At 73.3% G+C, this 13,344-nt stretch carries 16 protein-coding genes; 6 read left to right on the top strand and 10 right to left on the bottom strand.

Annotated elements, in window-relative coordinates:
• Nucleotides 1-41 precede the first annotated feature (41 nt).
• The 4 genes from LIV55_RS04990 to LIV55_RS05005 all read left to right on the top strand — a co-directional run bounded on the left by LIV55_RS04990 (nt 42) and on the right by LIV55_RS05005 (nt 3,660).
• Nucleotides 42-554, top strand: a complete 513-nt coding sequence (locus LIV55_RS04990) for a hypothetical protein (RefSeq protein ID WP_123092160.1) — start codon at nt 42-44, stop codon at nt 552-554.
• A gap of 51 nt (nt 555-605) precedes the next feature.
• Nucleotides 606-1,874 carry a magnesium transporter MgtE N-terminal domain-containing protein gene (locus LIV55_RS04995; protein ID WP_123092367.1) on the top strand — a complete coding sequence of 423 codons (1,269 nt, stop codon included), beginning with the start codon at nt 606-608 and terminating at the stop codon, nt 1,872-1,874.
• On the top strand, nt 1,867-2,442 hold the full coding sequence (locus LIV55_RS05000; protein WP_123092161.1) for a DUF1003 domain-containing protein: 576 nt from the start codon (nt 1,867-1,869) through the stop codon (nt 2,440-2,442). Before LIV55_RS04995 ends, LIV55_RS05000 begins: the two co-directional genes overlap by 8 nt.
• 72 nt (nt 2,443-2,514) lie before the next feature.
• Nucleotides 2,515-3,660, top strand: a complete 1,146-nt coding sequence (locus tag LIV55_RS05005) for an Mrp/NBP35 family ATP-binding protein (protein ID WP_229299371.1) — start codon at nt 2,515-2,517, stop codon at nt 3,658-3,660.
• A gap of 115 nt (nt 3,661-3,775) precedes the next feature.
• On the opposite strand, the gene LIV55_RS05010 is transcribed toward LIV55_RS05005, so the two are convergent.
• The 3 genes from LIV55_RS05010 to sigE are packed head-to-tail and all read right to left on the bottom strand — an operon-like array spanning nt 3,776 to nt 6,455.
• The gene (locus LIV55_RS05010) at nt 3,776-4,186 is read right to left on the bottom strand and encodes a twin-arginine translocase TatA/TatE family subunit (RefSeq protein ID WP_123092163.1); all 411 of its coding nucleotides are present in this window, start codon (nt 4,184-4,186) and stop codon (nt 3,776-3,778) included.
• Nucleotides 4,187-4,189: 3 nt separating this feature from the next.
• Nucleotides 4,190-5,749, bottom strand: a complete 1,560-nt coding sequence (locus tag LIV55_RS05015) for a S1C family serine protease (RefSeq protein WP_229299372.1) — start codon at nt 5,747-5,749, stop codon at nt 4,190-4,192.
• Between the two features lie 34 nt (nt 5,750-5,783).
• On the bottom strand, nt 5,784-6,455 hold the full coding sequence (gene sigE / locus LIV55_RS05020) for an RNA polymerase sigma factor SigE (RefSeq protein WP_229299373.1): 672 nt from the start codon (nt 6,453-6,455) through the stop codon (nt 5,784-5,786).
• Between the two features lie 119 nt (nt 6,456-6,574).
• On the opposite strand from sigE, the gene LIV55_RS05025 reads away from it, so the two are divergent.
• Nucleotides 6,575-7,207, top strand: a complete 633-nt coding sequence (locus LIV55_RS05025; protein ID WP_229299374.1) for an O-methyltransferase — start codon at nt 6,575-6,577, stop codon at nt 7,205-7,207.
• A gap of 4 nt (nt 7,208-7,211) precedes the next feature.
• Here LIV55_RS05025 and LIV55_RS05030 read toward each other — a convergent pair whose 3' ends face one another.
• From LIV55_RS05030 to dapE, 7 genes are all read right to left on the bottom strand, one after another.
• Nucleotides 7,212-7,568 (bottom strand): hypothetical protein, encoded by a 357-nt coding sequence (locus LIV55_RS05030; protein ID WP_123092166.1) that lies wholly within the window; start codon nt 7,566-7,568, stop codon nt 7,212-7,214.
• A 184-nt stretch (nt 7,569-7,752) separates the two neighbouring features.
• A complete protein-coding gene (locus LIV55_RS05035; RefSeq protein ID WP_123092167.1) occupies nt 7,753-7,926 on the bottom strand; it encodes a DUF3117 domain-containing protein in 174 nt (57 codons plus the stop codon).
• Nucleotides 7,927-8,070: 144 nt separating this feature from the next.
• Nucleotides 8,071-9,327: a putative hexosyltransferase gene (locus LIV55_RS05040; protein WP_229299375.1), complete on the bottom strand. Its 1,257-nt coding sequence runs from the start codon at nt 9,325-9,327 to the stop codon at nt 8,071-8,073.
• On the bottom strand, nt 9,327-9,806 hold the full coding sequence (locus LIV55_RS05045) for an SRPBCC family protein (RefSeq protein WP_229299376.1): 480 nt from the start codon (nt 9,804-9,806) through the stop codon (nt 9,327-9,329). The genes LIV55_RS05040 and LIV55_RS05045 overlap by 1 nt, the downstream gene beginning before the upstream one ends.
• Nucleotides 9,803-10,168: a DivIVA domain-containing protein gene (locus LIV55_RS05050; protein WP_229299377.1), complete on the bottom strand. Its 366-nt coding sequence runs from the start codon at nt 10,166-10,168 to the stop codon at nt 9,803-9,805. The genes LIV55_RS05045 and LIV55_RS05050 overlap by 4 nt, the downstream gene beginning before the upstream one ends.
• Entirely contained in the window at nt 10,168-10,896 is a 729-nt protein-coding gene (locus LIV55_RS05055) for an LOG family protein (RefSeq protein ID WP_123092369.1), read from the bottom strand. Before LIV55_RS05055 ends, LIV55_RS05050 begins: the two co-directional genes overlap by 1 nt.
• A 64-nt stretch (nt 10,897-10,960) precedes the next feature.
• A complete protein-coding gene (gene dapE / locus LIV55_RS05060) occupies nt 10,961-12,034 on the bottom strand; it encodes a succinyl-diaminopimelate desuccinylase (protein ID WP_229299378.1) in 1,074 nt (357 codons plus the stop codon).
• A gap of 182 nt (nt 12,035-12,216) precedes the next feature.
• Here dapE and LIV55_RS05065 point away from each other — a divergent pair, with 182 nt between their 5' ends.
• On the top strand, nt 12,217-13,125 hold the full coding sequence (locus LIV55_RS05065; RefSeq protein ID WP_229299379.1) for a DUF559 domain-containing protein: 909 nt from the start codon (nt 12,217-12,219) through the stop codon (nt 13,123-13,125).
• The last annotated feature ends 219 nt before the right edge of the window (nt 13,126-13,344 follow it).

Below are 13,344 nucleotides of genomic sequence, written 5' to 3' on the forward strand. Positions count from 1 at the left end.
TTATGACGCACGACACCCGCCCTCCTGCGAGGATCGGGCCCATGGTCAACCTCAGCGCGGTGACGAGCGAGGCGCTCTCGAAGTCGGACCTGCTGTGGCTGCGCACCCCCGAGCGCGAGCGCGCGACGTGGTTCGCCGTCGTCGGCGCGGGCACCGACCTGCCCGAGGGCTCAGTCCTGCTCGTGAGCGGCGGGGGCGAGCCCGACCTCGGGGCGCTCCCCGACCCGGTCGAGCTCGTCCTGCGCTCGAAGGGGGACGGCCGCCGCCTGCTCGTCCTGCAGGCCCGGGCGCTCGCCCTCGACCCGGCCGACGAGCGCTGGCAGCCCGCCGCCGAGACCGCCCTGGCCGCCCGGCTCAACGCCTCCGACGGCACCCTCGAGCGCTGGCGCGAGGGCGCGACGCTGTGGCTGCTCTCCCCCTTCGGCCAGCCCCTCGACTCCCCGGCGGCCGCGCCCTCGACCGAGCTCGTCGCGGCCCCCGTGCGTCCGAGCGCCGCCGCCCCTCAGGTCCGTCGACCCTGGCACCTCGGGGGTCGGCGCACCCGTCGTCGCTGAGGCTCGACGGCGGCTCGGCCGCACGACGGGTCGGCCACTACTGTGGTCGGCGTGAGTGCCTCGTCCCGCTTCTTCGTCGCCCGGCTGGCGAGCCTCAACGTCTTCGACCCGCTCGGCGACCAGGTGGGCCGGGTGCGCGACGTCGTCGTCACCTTCAGCTCCGGTCGCCGCCCGCGCGTCATCGGCCTCGTCGTCGAGGTCCCCGGTGCCCGCCGCGTCTTCGTCCCGATGACCCGGGTCACCTCCGTCGAGGGCGGGCAGGTCATCACGACCGGGCTGGTCAACATGCGCCGCTTCGAGCAGCGCGCCAACGAGACCCTCGTGCTCGCCGAGCTCCTCGAGCGCACCGTGAGCGTGCGCACCGACGACGGCCCGGTCGAGGCGACGGTCGAGGACATCGGCGTCGAGCAGGCGAGCAACCGCGACTGGATGGTCACCCGCGTCTTCGTGCGCGCCGGCCGACGCAGCACGCGGGGGCTGCTCACCCGACGCCGCGGCGAGACCTTCACCGTCCCCTTCGAGGACGTCACCGGGCTGCACACGAGCGACGCCGACCAGTCGGCCGCGAAGTTCCTCGAGCAGTTCGAGGACTCCAAGCCCGCCGACCTCGCCGAGGTCGTCACCGACCTCACCCCGAAGCGGCGCGCCGAGGTCGTCGCCGCCCTCGACGACGAGCGCCTCGCCGACGTGCTCCAGGAGCTCGACGAGGAGGAGCAGTCCGAGATCATCGGCACCCTCAAGCAGTCGCGTGCCGCCGACGTCCTCGAGGCGATGGACCCCGACGACGCCGCCGACCTGCTCTCCGCCCTCGCGCCCGAGCGCGCCGAGGGGCTGCTGCAGCTCATGCGGCCCGACGACGCCGCCCCCCTGCGCCGGCTGCTCACCTACGAGGAGAACACCGCGGGCGGTCTCATGACGACCGAGCCGGTCGTCCTCGGCCCCGACGACTCCGTCGCCGAGGCGCTGGCCGTCGTGCGCCGCGAGGAGATCGCCGCCGGCCTGGCCGCGACCGCCTACGTCTGCCGCCCGCCGCACGAGACGCCGACCGGCAAGTACCTCGGCATGCTCCACATCCAGCGCCTGCTGCGCGAGCCCCCGCACGCCTCGGTCGGGTCCTTCCTCGACACCGGAGTCGACCCGCTGCGCGCCGACGCGCCGCTCGGCCAGGTGACGCGCACCCTCGCGACGTACAACCTCATCTCGGTGCCCGTCGTCGACGACCAGCAGCGTCTCATCGGCGTCATCACCGTCGACGACGTGCTCGACCACATCCTCCCCGAGGACTGGCGCGACGAGCGGCACGAGGTGACCGATGGCTGAGCGCGACGGCAAGCCCCGTCAGCGGCGTCCCGACGCCCGCTCCGACGTGCGCGTCGACCAGCCGCGCGAGCTGAGCCGGCGCACCCTGCGGCGCCCCTCGAACCTCAGCACCGAGTCCTTCGGCGTGCTCTCGGAGAAGTTCGCCCGCTTCATGGGCACCCCGACCTTCCTGCTGTGGATGTCGGTCTTCGTCGTCGCCTGGCTCGCGTGGAACACCTTCGTGCCCGAGGCGGCGCAGTTCGACCCGCGCTCGCTCAACTACACGCTGCTCACGCTCATCCTCTCGCTGCAGGCCAGCTATGCCGCGCCGCTCATCCTCCTCGCGCAGAACAGGCAGGACGACCGCGACCGCGTCGCGCTCGAGCAGGACCGCGTGCAGGCCGAGCGGGCGCTCGCCGACACCGAGTACCTCACCCGCGAGGTCGCGGCCCTGCGGATCGCGCTGCGCGACGCCGCGACGCGAGACTTCGTGCGCAGCGAGCTGCGCTCGCTGCTCGAGGAGATGGAGGAGAAGGGTCTCGAGGTGCGTCTGCGCGAGCAGGCGGAGGGCCCCGCCCCGAAGGGGTGAGCTCGCTCCCCCTTCGCCCCGGACGCCGGAGGCGATGACAGCGGTGTCGCCGACGGCGCCTAGCATGGAGCAATGCCCTCGACCCACCCCACGATCACCGACGAGATGCTCCGCGAGGCGTTGAGCACCGTCATCGACCCCGAGATCCGCAAGCCGGTCACCGAGCTCGGCATGGTCGAGTCCGCCGAGGTCGACGCCTCCGGGCACGTCGCCGTGACGATCCTGCTCACCGTCTCCGGGTGCCCGATGAAGGACACCCTGACGACCGACACCGAGCGCGCCCTGCGCGGTGTCGAGGGCGTCACCGACGTCACCGTCACGCTCGGCGTCATGTCCGACGAGCAGCGCGCCGAGCTGCGCCAGATGCTGCGCGGCGGCACGGCCGAGCGCGAGATCCCCTTCGCCAAGGCCGGCTCGCTCACCCGCGTGTACGCCATCGCCTCGGGCAAGGGCGGCGTCGGCAAGTCCTCGATCACCGCCAACCTCGCGGCCTCGCTCGCGCAGCAGGGCCTCAAGGTCGGGGTCGTCGACGCCGACATCTACGGCTTCTCGATCCCGCGCATGCTCGGCGTGACCCACCAGCCGACGCAGGTCGACGACATGATCCTGCCGCCCGTCGCGCACGACGTGAAGGTCATCTCGATCGGGATGTTCGTCCCCGGCAACCAGCCCGTCGTGTGGCGCGGCCCGATGCTCCACCGCGCGCTGCAGCAGTTCCTCGCCGACGTCTTCTGGGGCGACCTCGACGTCCTGCTCCTCGACCTGCCGCCCGGCACCGGCGACATCGCGATCTCCATCGCCCAGCTCATCCCGAGCAGCGAGATCCTCGTCGTCACCACCCCGCAGCAGGCGGCCGCCGAGGTCGCCGAGCGGGCCGGCTCGATCGCGATGCAGACCCACCAGCGCATCGTCGGCGTCGTCGAGAACATGTCGTGGCTCGAGCTGCCCGACGGCTCCCGCCAGGAGATCTTCGGCTCCGGTGGCGGCCAGTCCGTCGCCGACAGCCTCACCCGCACCGTCGGCGCCCCCGTGCCGCTGCTCGGGCAGATCCCCCTCGACGTCACCCTGCGCGAGGGCTCCGACGGCGGAACCCCCGTCGTCCTCGGCCACCCGGAGAGCGCGGCCGCGGTCGCGATCCGTGGCGTGGCGAAGGGGCTGGCCTCCCGCTCCCGCGGCCTCGCCGGCCGCTCGCTCGGGCTGAGCCCCACCGGGCGCTGACCCGCGCAGGGTCACCCACCGAGGTCACCCACGACGAGGGCCCCCGCCGCGCATGCGGTCGGGGGCCCTTCGTCATGACCGGGCGGGTCGGACCCAGGGTGGCAGGCGAGCTGCGTCAGGTCGCCTCGAGGTCGTAGGGCGTGCCCTCGAGGGGCTCCGGCGCGGCGTCGTCGTGGCGCACGTCCTCGTCGCGGTCACGACGCCGACGGGACAGCCCGTCGATGTCCGCGCGGGTGGAGGTGCCGATCTCGCGCACGTCGCGCACCGAGTCCTCGATCGGCTCGAGGAGCGCCTCGCGCACGATCCGCCGCGGGTCGTACTGGCGCGGGTCGTACTGACGCCAGTCGATGTCCTCGTACTCCGGGCCGAGCTGGTCCTGGAGCTGGCCCCGCGCGTCGTTGGCCATCCGGCGGGCGCCGACGACGAAGCGTGCCAGCTTTTGCGCGTACTCGGGCAGGCGGTCGGGTCCGAGGATCACCACCGCGAGCACGATGAGGATGATGAACTCCCAGCCGTTCATCGGCATGGCTCAGTCCTCCTCCGCGGCCTCGAGCGTCATGGTCAGCTGACGCTCCCTGCCGTCGCGCTGGACCGTCAGCTGCACCGTATCGCCCACGGCCTTGGCCCGGATGCGCACCACCAGCTGGTCGTTGTCGCTGACCCGTCGGCCGTCGATCTTCGTGATGACGTCGCCCGCCTCGACACCGGCCTTGTCGGCCGGCCCGTCGGGCACGACCGGCTCGGTGCCCTGGACGGCGTCGGGCAGCACGCGGGCGCCCTCGCCGGAGTACTGCGTGTCGAGGTGCACCCCGATGACGGGGTGCACGGCCTCACCGGTGCTGATGAGCTGGTCGACGGTGCGACGCACCTGGGTGCTCGGGATCGAGAAGCCGACGCCGATCGAGCCCGACGCCGAGTCGCGGGCACCCCCGGGGATCTGCGCGATGGCCGAGTTGACGCCGACGACCTCGCCACGGGCGTTGAGCAGCGGCCCGCCGGAGTTGCCGGGGTTGATCGCGGCGTCGGTCTGGATCGCGCTGATGTAGGACTGGTCGCCCTGCTCGCCCGCGGCGACGGGTCGCTCGAGCGCGCTGACGATGCCCGCGGTGACCGTGCTGTCGAGGCCGAGCGGCGAGCCGACGGCGACGACCTGGTCGCCGACGACGACGTCGTCGGAGTTGCCGACGGGCAGCGGCTTCAGGCCCTTGGGATCGACCTCGAGGACGGCGAGGTCGTAGCTGACGTCCCGGCCGACGAGCTCGGCGTCGCGCCGGGTGCCGTCGGCGAGCTCGACGACGATGGTGCCGTCGTCACCGGCGGCCGAGACGACGTGGTTGTTCGTCACGACGTGGCCCTTGCCGTCGTAGACCCAGCCCGAGCCCGTGCCCCCGCGGCCGGAGCTGCCGACGCGGATCGTCAGCACGCTCGGCACCGCGCGACCCGCGATGGCCGCGACCGAGCCCTCCGGGCGCTCGACGGGCGGGCCGTCGAGGGTGACGACGCCCGTCCCTGCCTGCTGGTCGGCCGCGAGGCCGCCGATGGCGCCACCGGCCGTGCCGGCGAGCAGCGCGGTCGCGGCGACCGCGGTCGCGGCACCGAGGAAGGAGACCTTGCGCCGTTCGCGCCGCGGCGCCGCGGCCACCGGGGCCGGGCCGGGCTGCGGGGCGCCTGCGGTCCACGTCGGGTAGCCCTGCTGCTGGGGCTGCCCGTAGCCGTGGCCCGCGGTTGCGGCGTAGGGGTCGTGCTGGGGCTGACCCGCGGAGGGGTCGTGCGGCGCCTGCGGCGCGGCGTACGGGTCGCCCTGGGGGTCGTGCTGTGAGGCGTAGGGGTCATGCGCGGGCTGGTCGCCCGGCTGCGCCCCGGACCACCCGGGGGCGAAGGGGTTGTCCGTCGCGGGAGCGGCCTGCGCGGTCTGCGGCGCGCTCTCGTGCTGCTCGGAGCGCAGGTCGTGCTGCTCGGGGGGCAGCGCGTCCTGCTGCGGCGACGTCGGCTGCTGGGGCGGCAACGCCTGGGTATCCTCCGCCGCGGGCAGCGGCTGGGTGCCGTCGGCCCGCTCAGGGGTCTCCGGGTGGTCGCTGCTCTGCGTCATGTCGTCGATTCTGCCTTGCCGGGACGGGCAGCCGTCACTGCACGGGGGCGGCGACCGGGAAGCCGGACACCGTGGGCCGACCGCGGCGTCCGCCACCGGTGCGGCGCGGGGCGCTCGGGCGCTCGGCGGGCTGGCGGTGGGCGAGCGACTCGCGCAGGCGGGCCCGGCCGCGGTGGATCCGCGAGCGCACCGTGCCGAGCTTGACCCCGAGGACGTCCGCGACCTCCTCGTAGGTCAGCCCCTCGAGGTCGCACAGCACGACGGCGGCGCGGAACTGCGGGGGCAGCGCGTCGAGAGCGGCCTGGATGTCGGCGTCGAGGTGGGTGCGCTCGTAGACCTCGTAGGGGTCGGGGCTCGTCGTGCGCAGCCGGGCCGCGAGGCCCTCGCCGATCGCGTCGAAGCGCAGCCGCTGCGAGCGGCGCGCGCGGTCGAGGAAGAGGTTGGTCGTGATGCGGTGCAGCCAGCCCTCGAAGGTGCCGGGGCTGTAGGAGTCCAGCGAGCGGAAGACGCGCACGAAGACGTCGTGGGTGAGGTCCTCGGCGTCGTGGTGGTCGCCGGTGAGGCGGTAGGCCAGCCGGTAGACCTGCGGGCCGTGCTGCTCGACGACCTCGTGCCACGTGGGCGGGGTCCAGTCGAGCGACTCCTGGGTGCTCACGTCGCCTCCTGTGCGTGCTGCGCGCGGCGGCGGGTCCCGCCGACGTCGCATCTGCCGACACGACGATCTTGGGCCACTCACCTGGGGAAAGCCTGAGCGCTGTCCAGGCCTGCGGCGTGCATGGACGGCGGCCCCGGACCGCCCCGTGGCTGCGACTAGGCTGGCCCGCCATGAGCGGATCGCGCCTGAACAGCTATGTCTACGCCGAGGACTTCGTCTCCGAGCCCGAGATCGCCGAGACCGCCCGCCGCTCGGGCGAAGAGCTCGGCGCGACCCCGGTCGGCACGGGGGCAGGTGCCGCGCTGCGCCTGCTCGCCGCCGCGAGCCGGGCCCAGCACGTCGTCGAGATCGGCACGGGCGCGGGCACCTCGGGCCTGTGGCTGCTCGCCGGCATGCCCGAGGACGGCGTCCTCACGAGCATCGAGCTCGAGCCCGAGCACGCCCGGGCGGCCCGACGGGCCTTCGCCGACGCGGGCATCCCCTCGCAGCGCACCCGCGTCATCGTCGGCCGCGCCGACGAGGTGCTGCCCCGGATGACGGACGGCGCGTACGACATGGTCCACGTCGACGCCGACACGGGCGCCTACCCCGCCTACGTCGAGCACGCGATCCGGCTGCTGCGCCCGGGCGGCGTGCTGGCGCTCGACAACATGCTGTGGCACGACCGCGTCGCCGACCCGGCCCAGCGCGACGAGACGACGCGCGTGCTGCGCGATCTCGGCAAGTCGCTGCGCGACGACGACCGCCTCCTGCCGGCGCTGCTGCCGGTCGGCGACGGCCTGCTCGCGGCCGTCAAGCGCTAGCGGGTCAGAGGGTGCCGGGGCCGGCGCCGCGGCGGAACTGCGCCGGGCCCTCGGCCACGGCGACGACCTCGAAGGCCTCGATGCTCAGCGGCGCGGACCCGATGATCTCGCTGCCCGGCGACTGCGCCGCCCGGCCGGCGAAGTCGGCCTGGAAGTCGTCGCGGGCCTTCTCCTCGCCGAAGACGTAGGTCCCCTCGAACCACTCGCCCTCGCGCATCCGCCACGTCTTGAAGGCGAGCCCGTCGAGGAACATGAAGCTCGCCATCGACGTGCCGACGACGTACTCCCGCAGCTCCTGGGCGACCTCCGGCGAGGTCTCGGTGAGGGACCAGCGCACGGCGAGCCCGTAGCCAGCGTTCATGGATGAGGCCTCCCAGCCGTCGGGGTTGTCAGGAGCGTGCACCGTAGCCCGCGGCCTGCCGGACCGTCAGCCGGATGTCATCATCCGGGCGCCCCGCGGCGGTGAGGGGCCACCCCTTCGCCTGCGCCCCAGGGGGACGACGACGGCCCCCGACGCGGGTGCGTCGGGGGCCGTTCGGCGGGTCCTACTTCAGGCCCTCGCAGCTGTCGATGGCCTGGCCCAGGGCCTTGACCTCGTCGGGGGTCATCTCGACGACGAGACGGCCGCCACCTTCGAGGGGCATGCGCAGGACGATCCCCCGTCCTTCCTTCACGACCTCAAGGGGTCCGTCGCCGGTCCGAGGCTTCATTGCCGCCATGATGCAATCCCTTCTCGTCACCGCCCGACCACCGGGTGGTGGCAACGGCGCCGGTCGCGCCGCCGTACGTTACCCGCCATTATCCCAGGCGATCCGGATCACTCCTAATCCGACGTGGGCGCGTCGCTCCCCCGTCGCCCGTGCTCACGGGGGGGTGACGTGCCACGGGACGTACGGCAGCAGGCCGCACGACCACGCGAGGATGCCGCCGACGAGGCTGACGGCGACCACCGCGACCCGCAGCCGCCAGTGCCGCACGACCTCGCGGCCGGTCGAGGTGCGCATCGCCACCGACGCGACGAGCGCCGCCAGCGGGAAGTCGAGGAGCAGGAAGCGCCACATGCTCGTGATCGGGCGGACCACGGCGAAGAGGTAGAGCGGGTAGGCCATCGCCCACATGCGCACCTCCAAGGGCATCCACGCGCCGTGCCGCCCGATGACGAGGGCGACGTAGGTCGCGACGAGCGCGACCATGACGAGGACCGAGATGAGGCCGTGCTCGCCCCACGCCCAGCTGAACCACAGGACGAAGGGGCCCTGGTCGGGGCGCTGCCCCCACGCCGCCTGGACGTCGAAGAAGGCGCCCGGCAGGCCGGACACGTAGCCGACCGTGAGCGGCCAGGCGACCGCCGAGAGGGCGGTGGCCAGGAGCATGACGACGACCTGCGGGCGGTCGTGGCGAAGGGGGGCCGTGCCGGCCGCGCGGTCCTCGCGCCACCGCAGCCACAGGTGGACGAGCACGGCGAGACCGAGCGCCGGGGCGACGGCGCGGGTGTAGCCCAGGACGAGGGCGACGACCGCGAAGGCGAGGTACTGCCGGCGCATGAGGAGCAGCAGCGCCCCGGCGATGAGGCACGCGGCGAGCGCCTCGGTGTACGGCAGCACCATGACGCCGGTCGCCGGGTAGAGGCACCACAGCGCGGCGGCGACGAGGGCGAGCCGCTCGCGGGCGGGCTGCGAGCCGGCGTGGACGGGGAAGGACAGGACCTTCCACACGAGGACGACCGCGAGCGCCCCGAGGACGAGGTTGAGCAGGACGGCGGCGGTCGTGAAGCCCAGCCCGGTCGTCATGAGCAACCGCACGAGGAGGGGGAAGACCGGGAAGAAGGCCCACTGGCTGTAGGTGATCTGGCCCGTCGTCGGGTCCGCCGGCAGCGGCACCGGGTAGCCCTCGCGCACGATCCGCTCGTACCACTCGGCGTCCCACAGCTGGAGCATGTCGGTGAGCGTCGGGTCGAGATGACCGACGCCGGCGGGCGCCTGGTAGTACCGGGCGGCGACCCAGATGGCGGCGAAGGCGACGAGCCGCGAGACGACGTAGACGGCGAGCAGCGTCCGCACGGGGTGGCGCAGCGCGGTGGTGCTCCACCGCTCACGGGCGGCGAAGGACAGCCCGCTCATCAGCCCCTGCCGTGGGGCGGGACCGGCGGCAGCGCCGGGAGGCCCGCGAGGGTCCCGTCGAGGATGCGGGTGAGCAGCTCGGAGGTGGCGCGACGCGACAGGCGGTCGGCCGGTCGGCTGAGGGCGCGCAGGAGCGCCGAGGTCGGCACCGCCTCCTCGGTCCAGGAGACCTCGGCCCCCCCGTCGACGGGGCGCACGACGATCTCGGCCCAGCCGGAGAGCAACCGCCCGGACTTGACCAGCCGCAGCCGCGCGGGCTGCGCCGGCGGCGGGTCGAAGCCGGTGACCGTCATCGGGTCGTCGAAGCCGAGCGGCCCGAGCGAGGTGCGCATGACGAAGGTGCCGCCGAGGGCGAGCTCCTCCTGCCGCGTGATCCGGGTGAGCGGGACGTGCCGGCCGTGGGCCGCCATGTCGGTGACGCGGTCCCACACCTCCTGGACGTCGGCCGCGACGCGGCGACGCTCGGTGACGGCGCTCATGCCCGCTCCTGGGTGGTGGAGGGCTCGGTCGTCGACGGCGTGGTGGTCGGGCGAGTGGTGGTCGGGGGCGAAGGGGGAGCCGCCTCCCCCGCGGGCGTCACGGGCTGCTGCGCCTCGAGCTCGGCGATGCGGGCGTGGAGCGTGTCGAGGACGTCGTCGACCTGGTCCATCCGGTAGCCGCGCAGCGCGGTGTCGAAGCGGATGTCGTGGATGTCCGCGGCGTGGACGTCGGCGCCCAGGCCGGTCGACGGGGTCGTCGAGACCGGGGGCGGTACGGGGTCGACGCTCGCGCGGCCGACGACGAGCGACCCGAGGCCCACGACGAGCAGGACCGCGACACCGATGAGGAAGACCCAGACCATCACTCGGGTCCTTGCTGCGTGAAGTGCGGGTGCGGGCGCTCGTCCTCGTACTCGCTGACGATGCGCACGGCGTGCGCCGGGTCGTCGGTGAGGTGGAGCAGGTCGACGTCGACCTCGCTGATCGTGCCGGCGGGCACCGCGGTGCCGCGCAGCCAGTCGAGCAGCCCGCCCCAGTAGTCGGTGCCGAGCAGGACGATGGGGAAGGAGGTCTTCTTCTGCGTCTGCACGAGGGTGACGGCCTCGAAGAGCTCGTCGAGCGTGCCGAAGCCGCCGGGTAGGACGATGAAGCCCTCCGCGTACTTGATGAACATCGTCTTGCGGGCGAAGAAGTAACGGAAGTTCACGCCGAGGTCGACGTAGGGGTTGAGCCCGGCCTCGAAGGGGAGCTCGATCCCCAGACCGACGGAGACGCCTCCCCCTTCGCGCGCCCCCTGGTTGGCCGCCTCCATCGCGCCCGGCCCGCCGCCGGTGATGACGCCGTAGCCGGCGAGCGCGAGCCGGCGACCGACCTCGACGCCCATCGCGTACTCGCGGGTGCCGGGCTTGGTGCGGGCGCTGCCGAAGACGCTGATCGCCGGCCCGAGCTCGGCGAGCGCGCCGAAGCCCTCGACGAACTCGGCCTGGATGCGCAGGACGCGCCACGGGTCCGTGTGGACCCAGTCGGCGGTGCCCCGGGTGTCGAGGAGACGCTGGTCGGTGGTCGAGCTGGGCACCTGGGCGCCGCGCATGACGACCGGCCCCTTGTGGTACGCCCGCTCGCTGTCCTCGTGCCGCTGGCTCACGCCGCCGACCCTACGCGAGCCAGCGCATCATGGCGGCCTCCGCCTCGCGCAGCTGCGCGGTCGGGCAGCGCTCCTCGTCGTGGTGGGCGAGGTTGGGGTCGCCCGGGCCGAAGTTCACCGCCGGCACCCCGAGCGCGGAGAAGCGGGCGACGTCGGTCCACCCCTCCTTCGGGCCGACGGGCACGTCGAGCGCGGCGACGAAGGACTGGGCGGCGGGCCGGTCCAGACCCGGGCGGGCCCCTTCGGCGAGGTCGGTGACCGTCAGCTCGTAGCCGGGCAGGACGGTCTGCACGTAGGCGAGCGCGTCGTCGGCGCTCTTGTCCGGCGCGAAGCGGTAGTTGACCGTGATCGTGCACGCGTCGGGGATGACGTTGCCGGCGATGCCGCCGGTGATGGCGACCGCCTGGAGGGCCTCGTGGTAGGTCAGCCCGTCGACCTCGACGGAGCGCTCCTCGTGCTCGCCGAGGCGGCGCAGCACGTCGGCGGCGTCGTGGATCGCGTTGTGCCCCTTCCACGGTCGGGCGGAGTGGGCGGCGATCCCCTTCGTGCGGATCTCGACGCGCATCGTGCCCTTGCACCCGCCCTCGACGGCCGCGGCGGTGGGCTCGAGGAGCACGGCGAGGTCGGCGGCGAGCAGGTCGGGCCGGGTGTCGCCGAGGGCCTTGAGCCCGTTGTGGCTCTCCTCGATCTCCTCGGCCTCGTAGAAGATGAAGGTGATGTCGCGGGAGGGCTCGCGCACCTCGTGGGCCAGGCGCAGCTGCACCGCGACCCCGCCCTTCATGTCGACGGTCCCGCGGCCGTAGAGGACCTCCTCGCCGTCGACGACCTCGCGGCGCACGGGCAGGTTCGGCGGGTCGGTGAGCGGCACCGTGTCGATGTGCCCGGCGAGCACGACCCGCTCCGCCCGCCCGAGGTCGGTGCGCGCGACGACCGTGTGCCCGTGCCGGATCGTCGTGAGGTGTGGCAGCGCGCGCAGCGCCTCCTCGATCGCGTCGGCGATCGCCTCCTCCCCCAGGCTCACCGACTCGACGTCGCAGAGAGCTGCCGTGAGGGTGACGATGTCCGTGCTGAGGTCCAGGCCCATGCCCCGCACCCTACAAACCCCCCCCTCCGACCCGTGACAAAACCCTGCTGGCTGCCCTTTGGTGAGCCAGCAGGGTTTCGAGAGGGTCCTGCCACATCAAAGGGCTGCTGGCAGGGTTTCGTAGGAGCAGGGGCTGTGGAGAGACGATCGGCGCGAAGGGGGATCCGCGCCAGACTTCGGCGATGGAGGACACCCTGCCGCTGCTCGCCGCGATCGAGGTCAACGGCGTCTTCACCACCGGGGCCGCCGGCAGGGCCGGCGTGCATCGCCTCGTCCTGCAGCAGATGCGTCGGGCCGGTCTCATCACCCAGGTGGTCCGGGGCGTCTGGAGCATCTCGCCTCCCGCGGATCCCGCCGACATGCATGTCTTGCGCACCGTGGCGTACCTGTCGCGTCTGACCCGCCGCACAGCCGCCGACTCGGTATCGGCCCTCTTGCTGCACGACCTGCCGGTCGTCGAGGCCGACCTCGGGCTGGTCCACCTCGTGAGGGCCGAGGCGGCGTCGACCCGGCTCGAGAAGGGCTACACGTTGCGGACATATCGGCGGGACGTCATCACCTCGGACCGCCACCCGCTGGTCACGACCCCGGTCCCCACCGTGAGGCCGGCGGACGCCACGGTCGCCGCAGGTCTGACCGGGCACCCCGTCACCGCGCTCGCCGCCGCCGATGCGGCCCTGCACGCGGGGCTCGTCGAGCCTGCCGACCTCGAGGCGGCAGTGGCCCGCGTCCCACGGGGGACGCGCGGCATCGGGGCCGTGAGGAATGCCCTTCGGCTCGCTGATCGCCGGCGCGAGTCACCGGGCGAGAGCTTCACCGCGCTGGTGTGCGACCTGCTCGACGTGCCGCTCATCCCCCAGGTCGACATCGGCCCGTGGCGCGTGGACTTCCTCATCGCGGGCACCCGGGTGATCCTCGAGTTCGACGGCGCGCTGAAGTACACGGACCGCCAGGTCCTCGTCGACGAGAAGACCCGCGAGGACGACCTTCGTGCCCGGGGATACGTCGTGGTGCGGCTCATGTGGCGAGACCTGAGGCAGCCGACGATCGCACGGGCCAAGATCAGTCGTGCCCTCGCCCTGGCCGCCTGACCTCCCTTCGCCACCGACCCCTCTGATCAGCTCCTTCGGACACACCCCACCGGCCTACAAGACCCTGCCAGCAGCCTCTTGACGTGCCAGGACCCTGTCGAGACCCGGCTGGCCCATCAAGACCCAGCCAGCAGGGTTTTGTAGCTCCCGGGCCAGGCGACCACGGAGAGACGGCAAGCGAGTTCGGGGCAACGGGCAGCAGTTCGTAGACTCCGGGGC

The sequence above is a fragment of the Janibacter melonis genome (genome assembly GCF_020567375.1).
Lineage (GTDB): Bacteria > Actinomycetota > Actinomycetes > Actinomycetales > Dermatophilaceae > Marihabitans > Marihabitans melonis.

What these genes read in the sequence shown, in the direction of transcription:
- LIV55_RS05010 (WP_123092163.1), bottom strand. Translation starts at nt 4,186, where the DNA reads ATGCCGATGAACGGCTGGGAGTTCATCATCCTCATCGTGCTCGCGGTG.
- LIV55_RS05045 (WP_229299376.1), bottom strand. Translation starts at nt 9,806, where the DNA reads ATGAGCGCCGTCACCGAGCGTCGCCGCGTCGCGGCCGACGTCCAGGAG.
- LIV55_RS05015 (WP_229299372.1), bottom strand. Translation starts at nt 5,749, where the DNA reads ATGACGCAGAGCAGCGACCACCCGGAGACCCCTGAGCGGGCCGACGGC.
- LIV55_RS05065 (WP_229299379.1), top strand. Translation starts at nt 12,217, where the DNA reads ATGGAGGACACCCTGCCGCTGCTCGCCGCGATCGAGGTCAACGGCGTC.
- LIV55_RS04990 (WP_123092160.1), top strand. Translation starts at nt 42, where the DNA reads ATGGTCAACCTCAGCGCGGTGACGAGCGAGGCGCTCTCGAAGTCGGAC.
- LIV55_RS05025 (WP_229299374.1), top strand. Translation starts at nt 6,575, where the DNA reads ATGAGCGGATCGCGCCTGAACAGCTATGTCTACGCCGAGGACTTCGTC.
- LIV55_RS05040 (WP_229299375.1), bottom strand. Translation starts at nt 9,327, where the DNA reads ATGAGCGGGCTGTCCTTCGCCGCCCGTGAGCGGTGGAGCACCACCGCG.
- LIV55_RS05030 (WP_123092166.1), bottom strand. Translation starts at nt 7,568, where the DNA reads ATGAACGCTGGCTACGGGCTCGCCGTGCGCTGGTCCCTCACCGAGACC.
- LIV55_RS05055 (WP_123092369.1), bottom strand. Translation starts at nt 10,896, where the DNA reads ATGCGCGGCGCCCAGGTGCCCAGCTCGACCACCGACCAGCGTCTCCTC.
- dapE (WP_229299378.1), bottom strand. Translation starts at nt 12,034, where the DNA reads ATGGGCCTGGACCTCAGCACGGACATCGTCACCCTCACGGCAGCTCTC.
- LIV55_RS05000 (WP_123092161.1), top strand. Translation starts at nt 1,867, where the DNA reads ATGGCTGAGCGCGACGGCAAGCCCCGTCAGCGGCGTCCCGACGCCCGC.
- LIV55_RS05035 (WP_123092167.1), bottom strand. Translation starts at nt 7,926, where the DNA reads ATGGCGGCAATGAAGCCTCGGACCGGCGACGGACCCCTTGAGGTCGTG.
- LIV55_RS05050 (WP_229299377.1), bottom strand. Translation starts at nt 10,168, where the DNA reads ATGGTCTGGGTCTTCCTCATCGGTGTCGCGGTCCTGCTCGTCGTGGGC.
- sigE (WP_229299373.1), bottom strand. Translation starts at nt 6,455, where the DNA reads ATGCGACGTCGGCGGGACCCGCCGCCGCGCGCAGCACGCACAGGAGGC.
- LIV55_RS05005 (WP_229299371.1), top strand. Translation starts at nt 2,515, where the DNA reads ATGCCCTCGACCCACCCCACGATCACCGACGAGATGCTCCGCGAGGCG.